This window comes from Saccharospirillum sp. ABV4_185 (assembly GCF_056159245.1).
The window spans coordinates 878,765-900,754 of record NZ_JBSWUW010000001.1 but is presented as its reverse complement, the minus strand read 5'-3'; the positions used below and the strand labels follow the sequence as shown (position 1 = coordinate 900,754).

23 protein-coding genes and 1 pseudogene are annotated in these 21,990 nt (G+C 52.7%); 16 read left to right on the top strand and 8 right to left on the bottom strand.

Translation table 11 applies throughout. From position 1 onward, the window contains the following. From ACXAE6_RS04010 to ACXAE6_RS03975, 8 genes are all read right to left on the bottom strand, one after another. Positions 1–549, bottom strand: a complete 549-nt coding sequence (locus ACXAE6_RS04010; protein WP_475144837.1) for a DUF3486 family protein — start codon at positions 547–549, stop codon at positions 1–3. A 2-nt stretch (positions 550–551) separates the two neighbouring features. Further along, the gene (locus tag ACXAE6_RS04005; RefSeq protein ID WP_475144833.1) at positions 552–851 is read right to left on the bottom strand and encodes a VpaChn25_0724 family phage protein; all 300 of its coding nucleotides are present in this window, start codon (positions 849–851) and stop codon (positions 552–554) included. Beyond that, positions 848–1,189 (bottom strand): DUF2730 family protein, encoded by a 342-nt coding sequence (locus tag ACXAE6_RS04000; protein ID WP_475144830.1) that lies wholly within the window; start codon positions 1,187–1,189, stop codon positions 848–850. The genes ACXAE6_RS04005 and ACXAE6_RS04000 overlap by 4 nt, the downstream gene beginning before the upstream one ends. Position 1,190: 1 nt before the next feature. After that, on the bottom strand, positions 1,191–1,790 hold the full coding sequence (locus tag ACXAE6_RS03995) for a 3TM-type holin (protein WP_475144827.1): 600 nt from the start codon (positions 1,788–1,790) through the stop codon (positions 1,191–1,193). After that, positions 1,787–2,272 carry a D-Ala-D-Ala carboxypeptidase family metallohydrolase gene (locus ACXAE6_RS03990; RefSeq protein ID WP_475144825.1) on the bottom strand — a complete coding sequence of 162 codons (486 nt, stop codon included), beginning with the start codon at positions 2,270–2,272 and terminating at the stop codon, positions 1,787–1,789. Before ACXAE6_RS03990 ends, ACXAE6_RS03995 begins: the two co-directional genes overlap by 4 nt. Positions 2,273–2,353: 81 nt before the next feature. Then, positions 2,354–3,493: a hypothetical protein gene (locus tag ACXAE6_RS03985; RefSeq protein ID WP_475144823.1), complete on the bottom strand. Its 1,140-nt coding sequence runs from the start codon at positions 3,491–3,493 to the stop codon at positions 2,354–2,356. Continuing rightward, the gene (locus ACXAE6_RS03980) at positions 3,477–4,502 is read right to left on the bottom strand and encodes a nucleoid-associated protein (RefSeq protein WP_475144821.1); all 1,026 of its coding nucleotides are present in this window, start codon (positions 4,500–4,502) and stop codon (positions 3,477–3,479) included. Before ACXAE6_RS03980 ends, ACXAE6_RS03985 begins: the two co-directional genes overlap by 17 nt. Before the next feature lie 61 nt (positions 4,503–4,563). Then, the gene (locus ACXAE6_RS03975) at positions 4,564–5,028 is read right to left on the bottom strand and encodes a helix-turn-helix domain-containing protein (protein WP_475144818.1); all 465 of its coding nucleotides are present in this window, start codon (positions 5,026–5,028) and stop codon (positions 4,564–4,566) included. Between the two features lie 105 nt (positions 5,029–5,133). Between ACXAE6_RS03975 and ACXAE6_RS03970 the strand changes: the two genes are divergently transcribed. From ACXAE6_RS03970 to ACXAE6_RS03895, 16 genes and pseudogenes are all read left to right on the top strand, one after another. Further along, a complete protein-coding gene (locus ACXAE6_RS03970) occupies positions 5,134–5,382 on the top strand; it encodes a helix-turn-helix domain-containing protein (RefSeq protein ID WP_475144817.1) in 249 nt (82 codons plus the stop codon). Beyond that, entirely contained in the window at positions 5,379–5,690 is a 312-nt protein-coding gene (locus ACXAE6_RS03965; protein WP_475144814.1) for a helix-turn-helix domain-containing protein, read from the top strand. Before ACXAE6_RS03970 ends, ACXAE6_RS03965 begins: the two co-directional genes overlap by 4 nt. Positions 5,691–5,702: 12 nt before the next feature. Next, entirely contained in the window at positions 5,703–6,677 is a 975-nt protein-coding gene (locus ACXAE6_RS03960) for a hypothetical protein (protein ID WP_475144811.1), read from the top strand. Between the two features lie 27 nt (positions 6,678–6,704). After that, the gene (locus tag ACXAE6_RS03955) at positions 6,705–8,480 is read left to right on the top strand and encodes a hypothetical protein (RefSeq protein WP_475144810.1); all 1,776 of its coding nucleotides are present in this window, start codon (positions 6,705–6,707) and stop codon (positions 8,478–8,480) included. Continuing rightward, positions 8,474–9,613: an AAA family ATPase gene (locus ACXAE6_RS03950; RefSeq protein WP_475144809.1), complete on the top strand. Its 1,140-nt coding sequence runs from the start codon at positions 8,474–8,476 to the stop codon at positions 9,611–9,613. Before ACXAE6_RS03955 ends, ACXAE6_RS03950 begins: the two co-directional genes overlap by 7 nt. 11 nt (positions 9,614–9,624) lie before the next feature. Beyond that, entirely contained in the window at positions 9,625–9,936 is a 312-nt protein-coding gene (locus ACXAE6_RS03945) for a hypothetical protein (protein WP_475144807.1), read from the top strand. Between the two features lie 29 nt (positions 9,937–9,965). Continuing rightward, positions 9,966–10,583, top strand: a complete 618-nt coding sequence (locus tag ACXAE6_RS03940; protein WP_475144805.1) for a DUF3164 family protein — start codon at positions 9,966–9,968, stop codon at positions 10,581–10,583. Between the two features lie 331 nt (positions 10,584–10,914). Beyond that, positions 10,915–11,256 (top strand): ASCH domain-containing protein, encoded by a 342-nt coding sequence (locus ACXAE6_RS03935; protein ID WP_475144803.1) that lies wholly within the window; start codon positions 10,915–10,917, stop codon positions 11,254–11,256. A gap of 9 nt (positions 11,257–11,265) precedes the next feature. Continuing rightward, positions 11,266–11,835: a gp16 family protein gene (locus ACXAE6_RS03930; RefSeq protein ID WP_475144801.1), complete on the top strand. Its 570-nt coding sequence runs from the start codon at positions 11,266–11,268 to the stop codon at positions 11,833–11,835. Further along, complete coding sequence (locus ACXAE6_RS03925; RefSeq protein ID WP_475144798.1) at positions 11,832–12,188, top strand: Mor transcription activator family protein; 357 nt, start codon at positions 11,832–11,834, stop codon at positions 12,186–12,188. Before ACXAE6_RS03930 ends, ACXAE6_RS03925 begins: the two co-directional genes overlap by 4 nt. Positions 12,189–12,284: 96 nt before the next feature. Next, a complete protein-coding gene (locus ACXAE6_RS03920) occupies positions 12,285–17,345 on the top strand; it encodes a trypsin-like serine protease (RefSeq protein WP_475151702.1) in 5,061 nt (1,686 codons plus the stop codon). Positions 17,346–17,399: 54 nt separating this feature from the next. Then, a complete protein-coding gene (locus ACXAE6_RS03915) occupies positions 17,400–18,305 on the top strand; it encodes a colicin E5-related ribonuclease (RefSeq protein ID WP_475144794.1) in 906 nt (301 codons plus the stop codon). After that, a complete protein-coding gene (locus ACXAE6_RS03910; RefSeq protein ID WP_475144790.1) occupies positions 18,298–18,633 on the top strand; it encodes a hypothetical protein in 336 nt (111 codons plus the stop codon). The genes ACXAE6_RS03915 and ACXAE6_RS03910 overlap by 8 nt, the downstream gene beginning before the upstream one ends. A 62-nt stretch (positions 18,634–18,695) precedes the next feature. Continuing rightward, positions 18,696–19,164, top strand: a pseudogene (locus ACXAE6_RS03905) (transposase); the annotation flags it as partial. Between the two features lie 531 nt (positions 19,165–19,695). Further along, complete coding sequence (locus tag ACXAE6_RS03900; RefSeq protein WP_475144788.1) at positions 19,696–21,033, top strand: polymorphic toxin-type HINT domain-containing protein; 1,338 nt, start codon at positions 19,696–19,698, stop codon at positions 21,031–21,033. A 467-nt stretch (positions 21,034–21,500) separates the two neighbouring features. Then, positions 21,501–21,788, top strand: a complete 288-nt coding sequence (locus ACXAE6_RS03895) for a hypothetical protein (RefSeq protein WP_475144785.1) — start codon at positions 21,501–21,503, stop codon at positions 21,786–21,788. Positions 21,789–21,990 lie beyond the last annotated feature (202 nt).

Sequence of the window (21,990 nt, the reverse complement as noted above, 5' to 3'; positions counted from 1 at the left end):
TTACATGCCCATTAAGACTTGCTGACGCCAATAGGTGGCTTCGTCTTTCGTCATGCCTCGGCCCTGGGCGGCGGCTTCCACTCGGTTGGCCGCTTCCAGCAGCGCTTCTTCGCGGATCTCCCGCGCGTGCTTTTTCTGGCTCAGCGATACCCGGCCGATATCGGCCAGGGCGCGGGAGATGTTGCCCATCTGCTTGGCGGCTTTGGCGGGGTCGTCCTCGGTTTGGCGCAAGGCGATGAGGATGCGCAGCAACTGTTCCTGCACGATGCCAACGCTGGCGTCGAGCAGGTTGCCTTCGCTGTCGTCCATCGTCGCGGTGAGCGCTTTGGCCAGTTCCGTGGTGCGGCGCACGTCGCTCATGGCGGCTTCGAAGTCGGCTTGCAGGTCGGCGCCATAGCGCTGAATGGATGAGCGCGACAGGGTGAACCCCTGCCCCGCTAACCAGCCGGACAGGCCTTCGTAGTTGGAGAAGCCAGAGCCCACTAAGCGTTCGTTCAGGGCGTCGCGCACGTCCGTTGGCAGGTCGTACACTTTGGAGCGTTGCGGCATGGTTAAGCCCCCGGTTTGGGGCGGGCGACACCGGGCACGGTGGCCCGGCCAGCGGCCACGTCGTCGCCTCGGCTGGTGAGGGTGGCGATCCAGCAGGCGCGGGTGTGTTGGGCAATCAGCAGGCCTTGTTCGTCTAACCAGGCCAGGTCGTTGTGCAGCCGGTCGCTGCTGACCTTGTGGCCATACTGAGTGCCCAGCTCGTCCTTGAGCCGGAACTCGTTGGTGGTGTAATCGTTGCTCCGCGCCAGGATGCGCAAGATCACCAGGCGGCGGCCTTGGGTTTCAAAGTCTTGGTAGTTCATCGGTTCCCCCGCAACAGGTAATCGTGAATCAGGTTCAGCGTGGTGGTGCTGCCGCTGATCTCGCCGTGCACCTGTTTCAGTTCGCCGTTCATCTCATCCATGCGGCGGTAGAGTTGTTCGAGGTCTTTGTGGGTGGGTGCAATTTTGATGCTTTGCTCCAGCCGATCGACCCGGCGCACCACGGCGGTGAGGCTTTGGTTCACCCCTTCAATGGCGCTGGTGTTGGCTTTGGTGCGGTTGGCGATCCAGGTGTAGACAAAGTTGCCGACGACAACGGCGACCACGACCAGGTCGTAACCGATGCGCCAGGTTTCATAGGTGAAGGTTGCTTGGCTCAACTCAGCCTCCTGTTACCGCCAGCCGTTGGCTGAGCGCGCCGAGTAATCCCTGCCCCGGCGTTTGGCCAGCGGCCACTTGTTTGTCTTGCGAGCGCTTGGCGACGTTGATGCCCAGCACCGACAGGGCGATGCCCCACATGGTGACCATGGCGCCCATTAAGGTGCTGAGCGCGCCTAGAATGACGCCAGCCTGTTCGGGATGCACAAAGGCGGCGGCGATGACCGCGACCAGAATGGCCAGGCTTTGCACGCCCCAGGTGACGGCGACCACATAGCCGTAGGTGGGCCGCCAGCGGCGCACGTAGGCGTCGTTCGAGGCGGCTTCAATGCGCATGGTCTGGTTCACTTCCGCTAACCGGGTGGTTTCGGCTTCAAGGTTCAGGCGGGTGAGTTCGGTTTGGTTGGCCAGCTCCATCTCGCGGATTTTGAGCAGCGCGTCGGGGTCGAGTTTAAGCTGCTCGGCCACGGCTTCGGGCTTGGCTTCCACGCCCAAGGCGCTGGCCACCAGGCTGCCGACCGCGTCGCCGGCTTTGCCGCCTAACAGGCCGCCGACGATGGGGGCTGCTTTGCCGATGGCGTGGGCGATATCGGACCACTTCATACCAGCGCCTCCAGGGTGTGGATGCCGGTGGTGTATTGGGTTTGGTCGTTGCGGTAGTAGGCGGTTAGGAATTGCTGGCGCGGCAATTTGCCGGGACGATCGGTCACGCTGGCGTGCGTCCATTCGCCGAACTCGTGGATGCACTGATCGACCGGCAAGGCTTCGCGTTCAATAAACTGGCTGACGGCCAACGGCGAATGACCGGTGACATCAAAATCGGCGGCGCAGGCCAGGCAATGTTGGGAGCTGTTGGCACCGCCGGTCATTCGGTTGACCACCGGCGGCCGATAACCGCTGTTGATGTGCACCGGCCCTAACGCATCGCGAACGGGTTGCAGCACGAGCTGACACAGGCGTTTTAGGCGTTCGAATTCAACGCTGTCGACCGCCACAATGATGGTGATGCCGGCGCGCGCGGCCACTTGGCTGCGCGTAAATTCGTCCAGGTAGAAATTGTTGGAAAGCTGGATGCGTTGGGACACGAAAACCCCCGGCCATGATGGATGGTGGGGGTAGATTGCCGGGGCGGCGGGTGGGGGTCATTTTGTGGATGCAAAAATAATTCAGCTAATAGACGCCGGATTCGAATACCAGACCAATAAGCCTGTAGCGCACAAGAATGCCACAATCACTAGGCAGGTTATTGTACAAAGCAGACCCTGTTGGTGCTTATATCGAGTTTCTAACTGTGTATAAGCATCTTGGAATTGGCTGGCGATGACTTGGTGTTTAGTATTAATAAGCTCCCATTGCTCATTTATCTCGCTATTAATTGCATCCAACGTATTCCGCTGGTTGTTAATCAAAAAAATCATTAAAAAGGTAAAAACGAGAGCCCCCAACCAAACGACGATATTTGCGAGGGCCAGATCTCCTATTGGTTTCATCTGCCCGCCTACCAAAACAAGTGCAACAGGAATGGCGAGAAGCTGATTCTGAATATCTGAAAATATCTTATTAAGCCGGGTGGTAAATTCCAGCTTTTCTCGCTCGACTTCTGCTTTCACCTTTTGAAAAGAAAATTCAGATACATAAAGCTGATAGCTAGATTCGACATGTTCCAGAAAATCAGAAAACCGACTCAACAACCTTTTTATCGGTAACTTCTTTTCATTCATGAATAATTCAAAAAGCGCGGTCCTAATGATTGTTGCTTTCTGGCTTTTGTGGATGTCACTCTCGACAAACTCTGCCGTAAAATGCCCCAAACGCGTTAGTTCAACTAAGTCATCGGCTCCGTACTCTGGCGTTAACACTAGTTTATGTCGGTCAAGAAATATGAGGCTGATATCATCCCCCAGCTTCCGTTTATCGTCAGCGATCTTTGCAAGAGCATCAAAAAGCGAAACGGTCTCAATATAGGCCGATAGTGTATCTGGTAGGTTTGCCCTATCCCTCGGATAAAGCGTTTCATACTCTGCCACATAGAAATTTCGGGGTACCTCAACTCGCCGCCGAGGGTTTCGTAAAAATTCCTCCATGGTGGAAAAGTAAGTGGTCGGAAAGTTGAATACTACCCGGCCGTCAGCTGCATCGCATCCGGGGCCACGAATATCTGTTGCGTCAAGCGCACCAAGTACATCATCAATATCGAGATCATCAGGTAATAGCCCCACAGCAGTTCGATCATCATTAGCTGTAAAGTTTTCCAACTTTTCACTAAGGAATATCGAAAGTTCAAGTGGATCAGTCGGTAAGGTCATTACCTTTTGCCTTATTTATTTTCTCAATCAGTTTATCCGACGGATGACTTATCAGTAGCTTCCCTGAGTCTTCATCATAATCAACATCGCCATTAACAACATCTTGGACATCGAACGCAACACTAATATTTCCAAACTTCTCAGTAATCCGTTTTAGCTCTCTATACGTTTTCGGGTGTGGCGAGAAGGTCTCATTTACTTGGATATCATCATCACCCCTTACAAACTCAGCGAATGCTTCCGGTTCCTGATCATCAACCATCCCAGATAAAGCAGTTAAGTTGACTGGTTCACCTGATTTTTTCTTCTCTTCGAAGAAGTCAAAGACTTTCTTTCTGGTCTCTCTATGTCTTTCTGGTGTCCAGTTATTGGCTTTGCTATATGCATCAACAGCGTTCATCGCTTGCCTTGTATTGTGGGCGGCATCTGTATACTCGGTGCATCCCAATGCCAGCCTGAAATATTGGGTAACATCATCCTGGCGGCCGCTTCGTTTAATAAACGATAGGTAAGGCTCTTCTTGGTTTCGCCACTTCTCAATATCAATACGAGCTGCTTCATGCAAATGGCTGGTATCAAATGCCTTTCTCTGGTTTAGCTCAACCTCTGCCTCATCAATACCAATCATTATCCTTACTTTAACCATCGCAATAATAAGCCAATCCCTGCCTTGATTTTCATAGCGAAGAAAGCAGACATAACCGCCTGTGGCAGGTGGAGTAGAGTTCAGTTTTGCAGCAATTAGTCGGCAAGTGGACTTTGAAAAACCCACAACGTCTACTGCGCCGGACACGTACTGTTCAAGATTGGCTGGAAAGCGATGGGTGTTGTGATCGGCGTCAAATGCACCATAGTTATTAGTGGCTTTGCCATACACTTTAAGAAGCTCTTCACCCAATGAAATCATATAGTCGTTAAGAGGTGTGGGGTCTTCCCTAAAATTTTCGGTCACAATAGTTGAGCCAGCATCCTTTATAAGGCCTTGCACTACAGTCTCTTTAATATCCATTCATCCCCCTCTAAATGTCCTTGTTTGTTTTGAAGACTTATTTTTAGTTTGGACTGGCCACTCACTTCGACTCGGCCACCACCTTCCCAGCCAACGCCTTGACCATCCGGTCCACCACCGCTTTATCTTCCTCACTCAACTGCTCATAGTCATCCAGCAAGGCCGCTTGGCGAGGCGTCAGCCTGGCATCAAGCCTTTCCTCATCCGCTAACACGGACGCCCTGAGTGCTGCGATAGCTTCGCGGTTGACGGCGTCGCCTGAGGCTAGGTCGCGCGCCATAAACTCTTGCCGTTCTAAAGCGACTTTGAGGTCTGTTTCATCTCCCGTTACGACATAGCGAACATCCACGCCAACCTTTGCCAGCGCTGCCAGCCGGGTAGCCGGAGGACTGGACAAGTCTTTTTGCCAGTCGATGACGGTGTTCTTTTTCGCCCCCGCTGCGTCAGCGAACGCAACCAAGGTCAAGCCCAGCCGCTCGCGCTCTAGTTTTAGGCGTTCACCTATTGTCGACATACGAAAATCCATACCTAAGTTCTTGACAGGTACGGTTATCCGTACCAATATCGATTCACGTTAGCGCGTTATGTAGAGCGCTATTGATAGCAACTAACCCAGTGAGGATAGCAGGGCATGCACCCGGAGGAAATTAAGGCCGCGCTTCGAATGGAAGGGATGACCCAGGCCGCCTTGGCGGACGAGTTCGGGGTGGCGGCGTCAACCGTGAATAAGGTGATCAGCGGGCACAGTCGCAGCCGGCGCATTCAGAACCGGATCAGCCAGATTCTGGGCAAGTCAGTGAACACCATTTGGCCCAATCAGGTGGTGCTGCGTCGTACCCGCGAGGAAATCGAAGCCCAACGTGCGAGGGCTTCGGCATGACCGACGCCACCCGAGTCAGCGGCAGCGGTTTGAAGGTGCTGCGCACGTTGAAGGCGCTTAAGGGCCACAGCCTGAGCGGCTTGTCGAACGGCGAACTCGCCCGCGCCCTGGGCGAAAGCCCGGCCACCATCAACCGTTGCCTAAATACCCTGATTGCTGAGGGCTTGGCCGTCCAGTTGGACAGCGGCCGTTATGCCCTGAGCGTGGCAATGTTGCAGATCGCCCAGCACCACGCCAACGAACTGTCCCTGGCACAAAGCCGCATTGATGAACTGAGCCAGCGTGTCAGCGCTGGCAGCCATTCGTAAGGAGACTGTTGTATGAGTAAGACCGCCCACAAGGACGCTGGCATCAACGCCGAGGCGCTCACTGAATTGCAAAACACCGCCGCTGTTTTGGCCAGTGCCAACACCGACGAACGCGACACCCTGAACCAGTTGATCGGTCAAATTCAGATGACCGGCGCGATTGCAAAACTGACGACGGTCGTCGGTTTGACGAAGCTGGCGCACATTAAGGAAACCCGCATGTATAAAGCGCTGGCGGGTAAAACAGGGCTGGATCGTCATGGCGAAGAAATTGCCGACGTCGGCACTTGGGAAGGTTTTTGCCTGGCCATTGGCACCACCCGGCAGAAAGCGGATGAAGACATTCTGAACCTGAAAAGTTTTGGTGAGGAAGCGCTCGAAGACCTGGGTCGGATTGGTGCCGGTTACCGGGAGTTGCGGCAATTCCGCAAGCTGCCAGACGATCAAAAAGACGCGCTGATCGAGGTGGCCAAAGAAGGCGACCGCGATGCGTTTCTCGACCTGGCTGAGGAACTGGTCGCGCGCAATGCCAAGTTAACCACCGAGCGCGACGACATCCGCGCCGATTACGACGCGCAACGCGAGTTGCTGAAACAGAAGTCGCAGGCACTCGATGAAGCCCGCCAGGAGACCGCTAAGGCACAACGCCGGCTGCGCGAGGCCACGCCCGATGAAGCGGAGCGGCAACTGAAAATCGAGATCAGCGGCTTGGCTGTTGAGATCGAAAGCCTGTTTAAAACCCGCCTCGATACCGCTCTACAAACTCTGGCCGAACACACCGCCAGCGGTGGCACTGACCAGCGCCTCTATATGGCCAGCCTGGTGCAGCATTTCGAGCGCGAGCTGGACGCCCTGCGCCACAAATACGACCTGCCAATGAACCTGACGCTGGACGCCACCGAAGGTGACTTCGACTGGCTAGAACCCGGTGCACTGGAAGCCGCTGAAGCGAGCGTCGACGCCATGAAAGGCGACGCGGAACACTGAGCCTGGGCCGGTTAGGGAGAACAACGTATGTCGGCAGTGATGACGGAATTTTTGGTGCAGGTGGCGCAGCAGGCGCGGCAGGTGGGCCACGGTGAAAAGCAGGCGTTGTACCGCGAGGCCTGCGAGCAACTGGGCATCAGCCTGGCCACCTTGCACCGCAAGTTGAAGCAGCTCACCACCTTGAAGGCGGCGCGCAAACAGCGCTGCGATTCGGGCAAGACGGCGCTCACGCTGGACGAGGCGCGGCTGATCAGCGGGGTGATGATGGAGTCGCGTCGGGGCAACAATAAGCGGCTCTACAGCCTGGAAAGCGCGGTGGAGGCGTTGCGCGCCAACGGCATGGTGCAGGCCGAGGCGGTAGACGCCCAGAGCGGTGAGGTGCGGCCGCTGAGCCTGAGCGCCATTGGCCGGGGGTTGCGGTCCTATGGGTTACATCCGGAGCAACTGAGCCAGCCGGACCCGCACACCAGTGTGCGCAGCCGGCACCCCAACCATGTGTGGCAGATCGATGCGTCGCTGTGTGTGCTCTATTACCTCAAGCCCAAGGCGGCCACGGCGAACGGTCTGCACATCATGGACCGGTCGGAGTTCTATAAGAACAAGCCGCGCAATCTGCACCGGGTGATGGCTGATCGGGTGTGGAGTTATGAAATTACCGACCACGCCACCGGTTGGATTTATGTCGAGTACGTGATGGGCGCGGAAAGCGGCGCCAACCTGACCAGCGTGCTGATCAACGCCATGGCTGAACGCCAAGGCCGGGGCGACGTGCTGCACGGGGTGCCGCGCCTGTTGTACATGGACCCGGGCAGCGCCAACACCAGCGCCATGGCGCGCAACCTGTGCCGCAGCCTGGGCATTGAGGCCATCGCCCACGCGCCGGGCAATGCCCGCGCCACCGGTCAGGTGGAGAACGCGCGCAACATCATCGAGCGGCAGTTCGAGGCGGGGCTGCGCTTTCGACCGGTCGCCGATTTGGACGAGCTGAACCAGCTGGCGGCGACTTGGCGGGCGGTGTTCAACGCGACCCGCGTGCACCGACGCCATGGCCGCAACCGCACGGCGGCTTGGCTGACCATTCGCGAAGATCAACTGATTAAGGCGCCGCCGGTTGAGGTGTGCCGTGAGTTGGCGGTGGCTGAGCCGGTGCCGCGCAAGGTGACGGCGGGCTTAAAGATCAGCTTTAACGGGGCGAGCTACAGCGTGGCCGAGGTGCCGGGTGTGTTGGTGGGCCAGAAGCTGGCGGTGACGCGCAACCCTTGGCGAGAAGACGCCGCCCAGGTGGTGTTGGTGGGCGACGACGGCCACGAAACCATTCATCTAATCCCCCGCGTGAATAAAGACGCCTTCGGCTTTGATGCCAGTGCGCCGGTGTTCGGCGAGGCCTACCAACGACCGGCGGATACCCAGGCGCAAAAAGCCAAGCAGCACATCGAGCAGTTGATGACCGGCACGGCCACACCGGCCGAGGCCGAGGCGGCGCGCAAGCAAAAGGCGCTGCCGTTGCAGGGCCGGTTCGATCCGTACAAGCCGATGCATGAGGCCGACTTGCCCAGCTATTTACCACGCAGGGGCCAGACGCACGACTTGCAACCGCCGATGGTTGTCAGCCCGCCACTGAGCCATGTGCAGGCGGCCAAGGTGCTGCGCGGCCGGCTGGGCGATGCCTGGCGGCCGGAGCACTTCCAGTGGCTGCAAAGCCAATACCCCGATGGCGTTGCTGAGGACGACCTCGACCGGGTGCAGCAGCAACTGCTGAACCCGAAACCCGCGCTCAGGTTGGTGGGGGGTGAACCGTGCTGAAGCTGAAAGCGGTGCTCACCGCACAGGGTAAAAGTCTGACCGATTTGGCGGGGGCTTTGGGGGTGAGCCGCAGTTCGGTGAGCCTGCTGGTGAACCAGGGCGCCTGGCCAAAAAGCCTGCCCCGTTATGACTTACAACAACGCATTGAAACGTTTTTAACAGAGTGCGGCGCGCCGGCGGCCACCGTGCGCACCGCGTTCGACTCGCTGGTCTCAAAAGAGGCCAAACAACCCAAACGTCCAGTGGAGGACAGGGAGATGTTACTACGTAAACAGCAGTTTTCGCCAACCGCACGCCAGGCTTTTGGTTTGGCGGTGAATCCCTTCGATGAGGTGCACAGCGCCCAGCAGGTGTACCTGACGCCGGAAACGCGCTACGTGCGCGAGGCGTTGCGACACACCGCGCTGCACGGTGGCTTTATGGCCGTAGTCGGTGAGTCCGGTGCGGGCAAGAGTACGTTGCGCCGCGACCTGCTCAATTGGATTGCCGATCAGGGCCACGCCGTGGTGGTGGTCGAGCCTTATGTGTTGGGCATGGAAGACAACGACATGAAGGGCAAGACGCTGCGCGCCTCACACATTGCCGAGGCGATTCTGACCGCCGTGGCGCCCGCCACCCACCCCAAACGCAGCCCCGAGGCGCGCAGTCGCCAGGTGCATAACGCTTTGCGTGAAAGCCACCGGGCGGGCAATCGCCACTTGCTGATCATTGAGGAAGCGCATGGTTTGTCGGTGCCGACGCTCAAGCATTTGAAGCGCTTTTTGGAACTGGAAGACGGCTTCCAGAAGTTGCTCGGCGTAGTGCTGATCGGCCAGACCGAACTGGCGCAGAAGCTGGACGAACGCAACCCGAGCGTGCGCGAGGTGGTGCAGCGTTGCGAGCTGATCACGCTACGGCCCTTGGATAACGAGCTGGAAGGTTACCTGCGGCACCGCTTCAGCCTGGCCGGCAAAGACTTGGCCGAGGTGATGGACGCCACCGCCATTGAGGCGCTGCGCACCAAGCTGACCGGCGGCGGCCACTACAGCGTGCTCTATCCGTTGGCGATTCATAACGTGCTGACGGCAGCGCTGAACGAGGCCGCGGCCCTGGGTATTCCGCGCCTGACCGACGAAGTGATCGCGGCGGTGTAACGGAGGTTCCGATGCTCAGCGATGCCGATTTGAACCACTACGCCGACCGCTTCGTTGCGCTGCGCCTGGCGCGCCATGGCATTCGCCTGGAGCAGTACCTGGCCGACCCGGCGCGTTATGAAGCCTTGGCGCTGGAACCGGAAGACTTGCTGCCCGAGCAGCAGGCGGTGGCGCAACGATTGAGCGAGGCCGAACAGGCGAAGCTGGAACAATCGGTGTCGGATTTTCCACGTCGTAACGGCGTGATTGTGGAACCGCTGCACAGTCATCGATTCCACAAGCAAAGCCGCTCGGCACACTTTCCCAACAAAGGGCGGCGCTAAGCCGCCCACATCATTTAACGAGGTTCATGATGAACGAGCAGACCATTCCATCGGGCTATATGCGCAATGCCCTGGGCCATTTGGTGCCCGAAAATCAGGTACGCGAACAGGATAAATTACGCGACCAAACGGTTCGATCTTTGGCCGAAGACGCCTGCCGATTGCACGCCCATTTGACCGAGTTCAAGGCGCGGGCGCTGCACGATATTCGCGACCTAATTGCGGTATCGGCCGAGCGTTACGACGTGGTGTTAGGCGGTGAAAAAGGCAACGTCAGCCTGGTCACCTTCGACGGTGAATTCAAAGTCACCCGCACGGTGGCCGAGCGGTTAGCGTTCAGCGAAGAACTGGAAGCGGCCAAAGAATTAATTAACCGCTGCATTGATCGCTGGAGCGAAGGGTCGAACGACAACATCCGCGCGCTGGTGAATCGGGCATTCAAAACCAACGGCCAGGGCCAGTTAAAAACCACAGCCATTCTTGACCTGTTGCGATTGGAAATCGACGACGATGAATGGCAACGCGCCATGGTGGCTTTAAAGGATTCCATCCAGGCCACCGGCACCGCCGTTTATGTGCGCGTTTATCGTCGCGTGCGTGACACCGATGAGTATCTGCCGGTGCCGTTGGATTTGGCAGCGGTTTAAAAGGCGGGGCTTATGGACGAACGATTCGACAGCGCCAGGGTGACGGTACTGAGCGGCGCCTGGTGTCCTATACCAGGTCCCCGTTTGATGGCCCGCCGCTTGAAAGCTGGGCGCTACCAGATGACGGCCATCGGGATGGAAATGTACTGCAACCGATGCGACGACTTCTGGCCGGCGGACACGGAATTTTTCTATTCCCAACCGAGCGCACCAGGTGGGCTCGCTCACTGGTGCAAGGCCTGCTACCGGGAATGGCGCGTCAGTACGGGCATCAAGGAGGTGGTCGATGAACGCCAGTCACGTGCCAGACAGCCAAGTCCGGGAGTAATCCATGCCTAGAAACATGAGCTTTGCCTTGACCACCGAGCAGTTTCGCAATCGCTCTAAACGGGTGACTCGTCGCCTGGGTTGGTGGTTCCTCAAGCCTGGTGAGCAGGTAATGGGCGTAGTGCAAGCCATGGGCCTAAAGCGTGGCGAGCGAATCACTCGGCTCGGGCTGATCGTGATCGAGTCCACATGGCCCGAGCCGCTTGAGGCTGTCACCCAAGAAGACGTGATCTTGGAAGGTTTCCCGCAGTGGACGCCGGCAGATTTTATCGAGTTCTTTTGTCGTCACGGTCGTATCCGGCCGGACCACACAGTCAACCGAATCCAGTTTGACTACGTCGATTGAGAGGCTGACATGCCAAGTACAAAAGACAAACGCATTCGCGAACTGGCAGCCATCCATGCGGCCAAACGCGACCTCGGCCTGAGCGACGACGACTACCGCGCGCTGCTGAGTGAAGTGGTCAATGTCACCTCGGCCAAAGACTTAGACGACGCTGGCCGTCGCCGAGTCATTAACCACCTGCGCCAGCTTGGCTGGAAACAGCGGCCGCGCCGTTGCGTAGCAAACTATCCAGGCACTCCGCATAACTTGGCCATCGAACCCATGCTACAAAAGATTGAGGCGCTGCTCGCCAATATGTCGTTAAGCTGGGGGTACGCTGACGCCATCGCCAAACGACAAAGCGGCGTCGAACGCGTTGCCTGGCTACGTGAGCCGGGTACACTGAAAGCTGTTATCGCCGCTCTACACGTTGAGAAAGAAAAGCGCACGCTGCTTGCAGCCGTCGATGAACAGTTGGTTAAGGAAGGGATCAACCGAGACCAATTGGCTCAGCGCTTTGACTTGAAGTCCAACTGGCACCGCGACAGACGCGCGCTAAAGCGTGTGCTGGAACTGCTGAACCACGCGGAGGGACTATGAGCCAGGTAGTATCAGCAATGGTGAGTAAGCGTCATGAACTTTATGAAGACATCCAGGCGCATATAAAATCAGTATTGGTCGACAGTGGTATCGAATCAGGCGTGGCAGATCAGGTGGCGGTGTCAGTTATAAACCACCTGGCTGATCACTGGGGTGGATCGACATTCTCCTTTCCTAAAGACTCGCAACATAAGATCGCACAGCGTGACCGTGATATATACGCCAAATTTAGGGGCACCAATCATCGGGCGTTGGCGAAGGAATATGGTCTAACGGAGAATGGTATCTATCGCATTGTGAAGCGTATGCAGCAGCAGTACATCCAGGAGAAGCAGCCAGATATTTTCGAGTGACCCATTCTAAATTTGAAACTCAGTTTCAAGAATGGACCCAGCTCAGCACGGCATAACCCGCATCAACCCGTTATTATCGCGCGTATGCCGTTCTAAATATCTCGCTGCCCCTCAGACAGCGATGCTCAGACAGTCAAACCGAGTGCTGAGCTGTTGTTTGTGGATATTACTGCTCGTAGCGATCAGGATTGCCTGAGCGCTTATGTGTCGGGTCAGTACAATACGGGCAATATGTTGTGTGCTGGAAACCCCGATATCAGTGGCGGTGGTTTTGGTGAGGACGTCTGTCGGGGTGATAGTGGCGGTCCGCTTTACGATCCAGGCAAGAACATATTGCTTGGTATTGTGAGCTATGGGGCCGCAGACGAGTGCGGTGCATTTCCCTCAGTATATACGGATGTTTATTCCCTGCGCACTTGGATATCAACGGGCAAGGTATTATTGACGGGCCAGTATGATTTCCCGGCTGTACTTCGGTTTGTCCTGTTTAATGATGACTCTGTCATGTCCAAGACATGGCGATTTACCAATACCAGCGCTGAAAGTGTATTGCTGGCGTCGTTCGATTTTTCTGCTCTAACCAGTGGGTTCCATTTGGTTTCCAACAATTGTGATTCAGTTGTAGTCGAGCCGAATATGTCATGTGAATTGGTTGTGCAAGTTGTTAATGCTGAGCTTGTTAGTCTGAGTGAATACAACGCCGTCTTCCATTTCTCCGTTACCACAGAGGATAGTTCGGTAAAGGTCATGGAGGCGCGGCTAAATGCCAGTGTTCAGGAGCGAGGCCCGATGGAAAATTCTGGTAATGATCGCTCTGCTGGTTCCTTAAGTTGGTTGCCAATTTTTTGCGTACTCATGCTGTTACTGATTTGTCGGCTTAGGGACCACTATTCATCCATTTATAGTATCGTCTCAAATTTTTTTAGATCTTATATGACTATTTTTAGGAAGACTGAAAATTTTAAATCATTAAAAGGAATTATTCACATGCACTATCTAGCAAGAATCCTCTCTATAGTGATTTTATTCTCCCCATTATCGGTGTATGCCGATTGGTCTGAAGCAAGTGAGTTAGCCATAGGAAGAAATTTATCGGTTGGCTATGGGATTGATATTGTTGATCACTTTACTGGACAAATAAGTATTGTTCAGGCGGACTATCAAGTTTTGTTGGGACAAGATAGTTACTTTCCGCTAAACAGGATGCTAAAGACAACACCCTTGCGGACGTCGGGGGGTATACCTATTAGCGGAATCCCAGATATTAGTGCTCCATATTTCATGACTGATTATAGCCTTGGCCAATTACGCGTTACTCACCCGGGGCAGGATGCTAGCGGATTGATGCATACTAAGGACTATTCGGTTTCAAGTAGTGAAGGTAATGACGGTTCGGATTTGTGTCTGCGAATAAAAAATAATAAAAATTATAGAGCGACTTTCACATCACCGAATGGAGAATCAATAGTTTTTGATCAGAAAGGTAGTAGCCACGAAGAAGAAACAATAATTTCGATAAATAACTGGATGATGAGCTGCGAACCCGATGATGACCTGTACTCGATCCAGGTGTCGGCACCCGATGGCCATCGGTATTATTATGACAAGGCTTCAGGTGGTATATTTGGTATTCTGCCAAAAATCATTAAAGACCCGAATGATAATTATGCACGCATAGATTCAGACGGCAGTTTGGGTATTGCTATTGAAACCCGATTCCAAAGTATTTTTATTAGCCGCGATAAAATTCAGGTCTCAGGACAATCAGAGCCTGTTGTTAAAATTGAAGAAATTAATAATGGATACCGTGTTACATACAGTGAAAATTCTTCGTGGACTGTTAGGGGTAGCAACAATCACCTTGTAGTATGTAGCCCGCTAGGGACTTGTGCTGACTACGAGTTTGATCAGTTTGTGATTAGTCCCTTAGGGTTACAAAATAGACTGGTTAAGAAGAGCTACTCTATTCCATTTCATGGTCAGTATTCTGTCGAATACGATTATGAATATGATCGTAGCGATAAACGTTTTTCAGTTATAGCTACGCATGAAAATCACGTTCGTGAGTATGAGTATTATCTGGATAGCAAGAAGGATGAGTATTGGCGGAATGGTACGGTAGTAAGTGAATCAGTCCGCCCATCGAATCGTACTGGTTATTACCAAAGAACACGATATGAGTATGAACCCAGTAGAGAAGTGCCAAGTGGTGACCCACTGATGGGCGCATATCATATATGGCCGAGGCAAACTCGGAAGATAACCGAGCGCTGGTCTGATTCGACAGAATCTGGACAACTCACTTGGGTAGGAACTGTAGAAACCCGAAGTTCGGATTTTGATGGCTATAACTTTCCGCAAACCATTCAGTATCGTTATCCTGACCGCAGTGGCGGTACCCTTCATCCAAGCATTACGGTTCGCACTGAGAAGAACTACGACTTTGATATTTTTCGACTCGACCGGGTTGCTACTACTCAATTAGTTGGTATGCCCTATCAAACTCAATATCAATATGATCGGGTTGGCAATTTACTGGAAGTGGATAGTAATGGGCGTGTAGAAACCTACCGTTACAACGACCACGGTGAGATGGTCAGTCAATCAGATGCTGCTGGTAATACATATCATTATTCCGACTTTTCTTACGGTGTAGCTCGTCAGGAACTGGGGCCTGAGGGATACAGTCTTACCCGTACACTAGATAATGGCTTTATCGACAGTGAAACCCTTTACGGTAACCGCACTATACATTCCACATTTGATCAGCTTGGGAAATTACTGGAATACCAGCCGGCCGAACCGGGACGTGAGCCTATTCGTTATCACTACACCTTCCCCAATGATGGTGGTGCCGTACTAGTAGAAGAAAATGGAGCTTTGCTTAAAACCACTCGTTATAACGGTATGGGTTTACCCTATCAAGTGGAGGTGGAAGGGGTTGGTTCAGCTACTGGCGAGGCTTACCACTACATCAAGTATCTGGAATATTACGATGATGGTTCGTTAAAGGCCGAATCCTTAGCCGTGACAGCTGGCACACAGCCAGAAGCCAATCAATACACCCGCTTTGAGCAAGATCCGATTGGTCGTAGAACTCGACTGCTGCCGGTAGACGGGCAGCCGGTGGAGTTCCACTATGACCAGCCTTTTGCTACCCACATGGTCAATGGCGATGGGGTTGAAACAATAGAGCGTTACCGTCCCTTTGGCGAATTTGGTACCGAGAAGCTAGTGCAGCGAGTTCACCCGCCCGGGAATTCTGTAGAGTCGGAAGAGACCGTTTTGACCCTGACCTATTTAGATAACGGCTGGTTAGATCGTGTGGAAATAGGGGGGGAGGTTCACTACTACAATTATGATGAAAGTACCGGAGACCTGACGTCCGTATTTACTCCGGAAACCGGGTTGGTTGCCTACGAATACGACGCCAATGGTCAGGTTATCCGAGAGCAGCGAAACTCAGACACAGCTGTTGAGTTTCACTATGATGGTCTGGGTCGACTGACGTTGAAAGAATACGAAGACGAAAATGCTAACGTCACCTACAGCTACGATCCTATAAACCGAACCGAAACCCGGGAAAAGAATGCCTTCACCTGGTACACCCAATACGACCTCGATGGCAATCTGGTCCAGGAATACTTGGTGCATGACACCAATATTGACCCGCCCTCAGTCGTGAACACCTACCCTCTATATGAACGACATCTTGGCCGATCACAGATCGATCCCCGTTCAGGCCCAGTGAAAGGTGATTCTGGAGGCGTAGCGATACCCAACCTGGGTGATGAGATAGAGTCTAAGGGGTACCTGGATTGGGATTTCCGTTATCACTACGACTCCAAAGGTTTCCTGGCATCTATCACCTACCCAGATGGTGAAGTCGTTGGTTACCTGTCGAATGAATTAGGACGCCCCACACAGGTCGGCCCATATGCCGACAACATTCAATATTTCCCGGATGGTTCATTGCAGACGTTAACCTTTGCCAATGGTCAGCGCGTGGATTACTTGCAAGACAGTGCCACCGGTCTGCTTTCCGAAGTTCGCCTGGGTTCGCTGTGGCGTAAGCAGTATCACTATTCTGCATCGGGTTATTTATCGGGCATTGAAGATCTCTACAACAATTCTGCCTCGCGCTTCTTCGAGTACGACCAGTTATACCAATTGCGGCGTGTACGCAGTCAGTCTGCGCAGGGACCGGTAGTTGAAACATTCGGCTATGGTCCAACTGGCGACTTGCTGAGACGCACTTCGGGCACAAGCGACATCACCTATCAGTACGACGCCCAGACCAACCGACTATCGAGCGTGATCATCGATGGGCAACCTCATCTGCTGGGTTATACCCCGGATGGTCGCGTCACAACTTTTGGTCAGTCGGATTATGTCTATACCGACGACAAATTCCTGGCCGAATTCAGCGAACCGGATGGGCAAGTCTATCGTTATGAATACGACCCCAACGACATCAAAGTTCGGGTGAGTGTTGATGGCGAGCTAGAACGCTACACCATTCATGGCATGGACGGGCGGTTGCTGTATGAGGAAAGGCCCGGCGATGCCTCTACCAACTTTATTTATCTACAGGATCGTTTGGTCGCCACTCGTGATACCGAATACGATTTGGCCTACACCGAATGCGAATACATCGAGAACCGAGCCCAGCGTGAAACCGTGCTCTATCACCGACCCATCTGGTTACGCCGATTTGACCAGGAACCGGTGTCTTACGGCGATTGCGAAACTTATAACCGCTGGCCGCACAACTACGATTCTGGCAGTGGTACCTGGGACACCGTGAGCAGTACTCGCCGTGAATATTATGTGTGGATGAATCACTACGATGCCGATGGTGTGAACAGAGGCTCCCTGTATGACTTCCTGCTGCGCACAAGAATTAAGTCCGCCAATGGCGGTGTAGAGCGGGATTACAGTAAACCCTCGACTGGCAAGCGGCGGTATAAATGTTATCAACCTTGGCGTGTGTACGAATACACCTTTGATGAGAACGGTGAGCAAATAGGACAACGCATTGTCAGTTCCGGCCGGTATTACACCGGACGGAGTCGAACCTGGTATGCCTGGCAGAGCAAACCCAGCTTCTCCTGTGGCAATCCAGCGTTTGATCCCAGCAAAGTGAGCTGGCCTTAAGTGGAACTCAAATAACAAGTGCTGATGGATGAATGGGTTGCAAAGGAATAGACCATGAAAAATGTGATAAAAGCGCTGCTCGTTGCCTGGCTGATACCCGCTGTTGCCCTGGCAGACCGACCCGAAGGTGAAATCGTCACCTTCTACTTAACAGACCACCTGGGTACACCCGTCGTCGCCATGGATGAAGCAGGCGATGTACTGTGGACACGCGAATACAGCGCCTTCGGCGAAGCCTTGGAAAATGAAGACGAAGTTCAGGTCGGTTACACCGGGCACGAGTTCGTGCCGGAATCGGGCCTGAGCTATATGGAAGCGCGCTGGTACAACCCGGTGATGGGCCGGTTTTTGCAGCCGGATCCGGTGGGTTTTACAGACAGCAACACGCTTTCGTTTAACCGATACCTGTATGTCAACAACAGCCCTTATGTAGGGACTGATCCGGATGGGGAGTATGTATGGCTGGTTGAAATCGCGAGTATTACAGTCGGCCTAGCCAGTGCGATATACCATTATTCACAAGGTGATATGGCTGAGGCGGCGCAAGATATGGCATTTGTGGCTGCAGATGGGATATCACTGGTTTTACCTGCCGTGGGTGTTGGCGGTTTGACTCGACTAATGAATAAAGCTGATGACGCTTTTGATGGCGGTCGGGCATTGTCCAATATTGGAAGAGGAGCCGATAATCTACCAGTTAAAATAGAGAGGAAAATCGAAAGGCAAATGACTCGTCGTGGCTGGGACCGGAGAGGTATAAGTGATACGGTGAATAACCCACATAGAACAGTACAAGTCAGGGATACACGTCATATGCCGGATGGCACAAGAAGAAATGATCCAGCTACTGCTTATATTAGAGAAGATGGACATTATGTGGTTAGGAATGATACTGATGGCAGTATTGTTCAAGTTTCTGATACACGGCGTGATGACTGGGTGTCACCTTTTGATGAATAAAGAAATTTATAATAATTTCATCACCAGATGTTATGCGTTTGGGGATGAAATTCTAATTCCCGGACAGTTATGTGCTGAGTTTATTAAAGTCTGCATTGAGCATGACTATGCCATCATAGGTATCGAAGGTTTTAGGGTCTATGATGACGGGCTTAGAAAGCCAGTGCTAGATGATATTGCGGACTACTCCGACATTTTTGAAAAGCCTTGGAATGAATTTGTAAGGTTATCTACAAGTTCAGCTAAGAACTTTATAAGCGGCTGTTTAAGGTTAGGTCGGAGCAATGCTTTTCTTTTTGAACTTGTAGGCGATAAGCACGGTATGTAGTGGTTCAATAATTCCGGACACCAAAGTAGGTGGTAAAGTTACCGCCATAAGTGAGGTGTCTGATAACCAGAAAGCGACGTTCATTTTCTCCTGAGTTCAAACAAGAGGCCGCCAGCCTAGTGCTGGATCAAGGTTACACCATCGCGCAGGCCAGCGTGTCCCTGGGTGTTGGTGAAACCACAGTTCGGCGCTGGGTTAACCAACTGGCCGAGGAGCGTGACGGCGTCACCCCAAAGGGCAAGGCCCCCTAACCTCAGAGCAGCGCCGAATCCAGGAACTGGAAGCCCGCTGCAATCGCCTGGAACGGGAGAAGGCGATCTTAAAAAAGGCTACCGCTCTCTTGATGTCGGACGAGATGAATCGTACGCGCTGATAGACCGATTAAGGGAGCAGGAATCAACAGAAAGGGTCTGTGAAGCCTTCGGCGTCAGTCGTTCCAGCTATTACGAGTATCGCCGACGGCGCAGCCGTGTGGATGTCGAGCGCCTGACCCTGAAGGCTCAGGTCAATCGCTTGTTCACCAGTAGTCAAAGAGTTAACTGGACACCCATCGGAAGTCCGGTTGGGATTGCGGTGGCGCAAGCAATACCACTATTCCGCACCTATGATCGCTGGCCGCACAACTACGATTCTGGCAGTGGTACCTGGGACACCGTGAGCAGTACTCGCCGTGAATATTATGTGTGGATGAATCACTACGATGCCGATGGTGTGAACAGAGGCTCCCTGTATGACTTCCTGCTGCGCACAAGAATTAAGTCCGCCAATGGCGGTGTAGAGCGGGATTACAGTAAACCCTCGACTGGCAAGCGGCGGTATAAATGTTATCAACCTTGGCGTGTGTACGAATACACCTTTGATGAGAACGGTGAGTAAATAGGACAACGCATTGTCAGTTCCGGCCGGTATTACACCGGACGGAGTCGAACTTGGTATGCCTGGCAGAGCAAACCCAGCTTCTCCTGTGGCAATCCAGCGTTTGATCCCAGCAAAGTGAGCTGGCCTTAAGTGGAACTCAAATAACAAGTGCTGATGGATGAATGGGTTGCAAAGGAATAGACCATGAAAAATGTGATAAAAGCGCTGCTCGTTGCCTGGCTGATACCCGCTGTTGCCCTGGCAGACCGACCCGAAGGTGAAATCGTCACCTTCTACTTAACAGACCACCTGGGTACACCCGTCGTCGCCATGGATGAAGCAGGCGATGTACTGTGGACACGCGAATACAGCGCCTTCGGCGAAGCCTTGGAAAATGAAGACGAAGTTCAGGTCGGTTACACCGGGCACGAGTTCGTGCCGGAATCGGGCCTGAGCTATATGGAAGCGCGCTGGTACAACCCGGTGATTGGACGGTTTTTGCAGCCGGATCCGGTAGGTTTTATAGACAGCAATACGCTGTCGTTTAACCGCTATCTGTACGTTAACAACAGCCCTTATGTTGCTCAGGACCCAGACGGTGAGTATTTAGAAATTGCCCTGGAAATTGCCAGCATCAGTATGAGTATCACCAGCGCCATCAATAATTTTTCGCAAGGCAATATTAAAGAAGGCCTGATGGATGTAGCTTTTGCGGCTGTAGATGGTGTTTTAATGGCAGTCCCGGTGGCACCTGGTGGCACGGGAATAATTCGGGCCGGAATGAAAAACGCCGATGTTAATCCTCAGGTAATCGTAGGCGATGTTACTCCACTGGCCAGAGCATGTAGTTTTGCCGCTGGGACTTTGGTGGCTACACCGACTGGTTTCGTAGCTATTGAGGCGCTTGAGCGAGGAGACCAGGTACTCGCTAGAGATGAAAACACGGGTGTTATGGCCTATAAACATATCCTGGATGCTTATAGCCATCACCATGATGATGGTATGCAGTTGACAGTAGTAACCCCAGAGGGTGGAAGGGAAACAATAACTACGACTCAAGAGCATCCGTTTTATGTGAGTGATCTGGGGTTTGTACCAGCAGGTAAGCTGGTAGTCGGTCAATCGCTGGTCAATGCTGATAGCCAGCATGTCTTAGTTGAATCTGTCGACCTAGAACCAATACTGATAGAGGCTTATAACTACACCGTTGAGGATTTTCAAACTTACTATGTGGGTTCGTCCCGGTTATGGATTCACAATGCCTGTGATCCAGGCGGCGGCTTAGCAGGGCTAACCAACTCTCAACAACGAGCGATTCGTGGTTTAGAGCGACAGATCGAGCAGCACGAAAAGAAACTAAAGGATTACATAGAAAATCCGGGCGCTCATGACAATAGAGGACACTTGCGCAATGCAAGAAATGCAGAGCAACGACAGCATATTGTAGATCGACGTATAGAGAGTTTAAGACATCAAATTAGAAATTTTAGGCGTCAGATAGATCGAATTAAAAGTGGCGATCAGTCAGTTCCGGAGAGGTAATATAGAATGCGGTTTGAGAAAAAAGAACTTCTATTGATCTTCGAAGCTCTAATAGATAGAGCTTTTGAAGATCTAGATATCAGCTTAAGTTCCTTAGACTACTATTGGGAGGTGTCTGAAGATGAGTTGTTCGATATCAATAGTGAACCTAAAAAGCTTTATTTAGGTCAGATTACTGACGATTGGGAAAGTCTGTGTAGGCTACTGGATAACGAATCCATACCTGTTTCCTATGACTTGAAAAGACTTTCTTCTGTTCTTCTGTTTATTAGGGCATGTTCTATCGATAAGTGGTGAATTCGAAAATCGATATGGGTTAGGGGTATTGGAAATAGTCTATGGTGTTGGACGGTTGATTCTAGTTGATATGTTTTCGGAAAGTATTTTTACTTTTTAGGGCTGTGAGTTTCTTTGAATAACGTTGCCTGGTTTGGCATTAGATAATCAATATACATATGGATTTCAGTATGAAAATTAAAGGAACTCTGCAAAAGTTAGCTTTTGGAATAGGTCGGTTGGTTTTATCGGTTGGTATGATCCTGGAAGCGTCCGGCCAAGAGCTATCCAATGATGTCAATGCGTTCTTTAATAGTTACCAGTCAATGGTTCAGGATTTCGATTTGGATGTTTCGGATATCTATGCCGATAACGCTCAGCTGACTGGTATCCAAAAGCGAGAGAATGGAACCGAGGTTAGTCAGGAAATTACCGGTGCCCAGTATATATCTTTGTATCGGTACGGCTACGCACGCTAGTCAATCTGGTTTGAAATCGAGTCTGGAGAGTGCTGGTGCTGAGCATATTGGTCGAACTAATAAAGGTGAACCCGGAGATATTTATAGAATTGAAACATCTCATGGCCCGATGAATGTTCGAATAATGGAAGGTAGAGCTAATGGTGATAGAAATTCTGGCCAAAGAATAATTACAACAGAGGGTGACAATAGACAATATGTT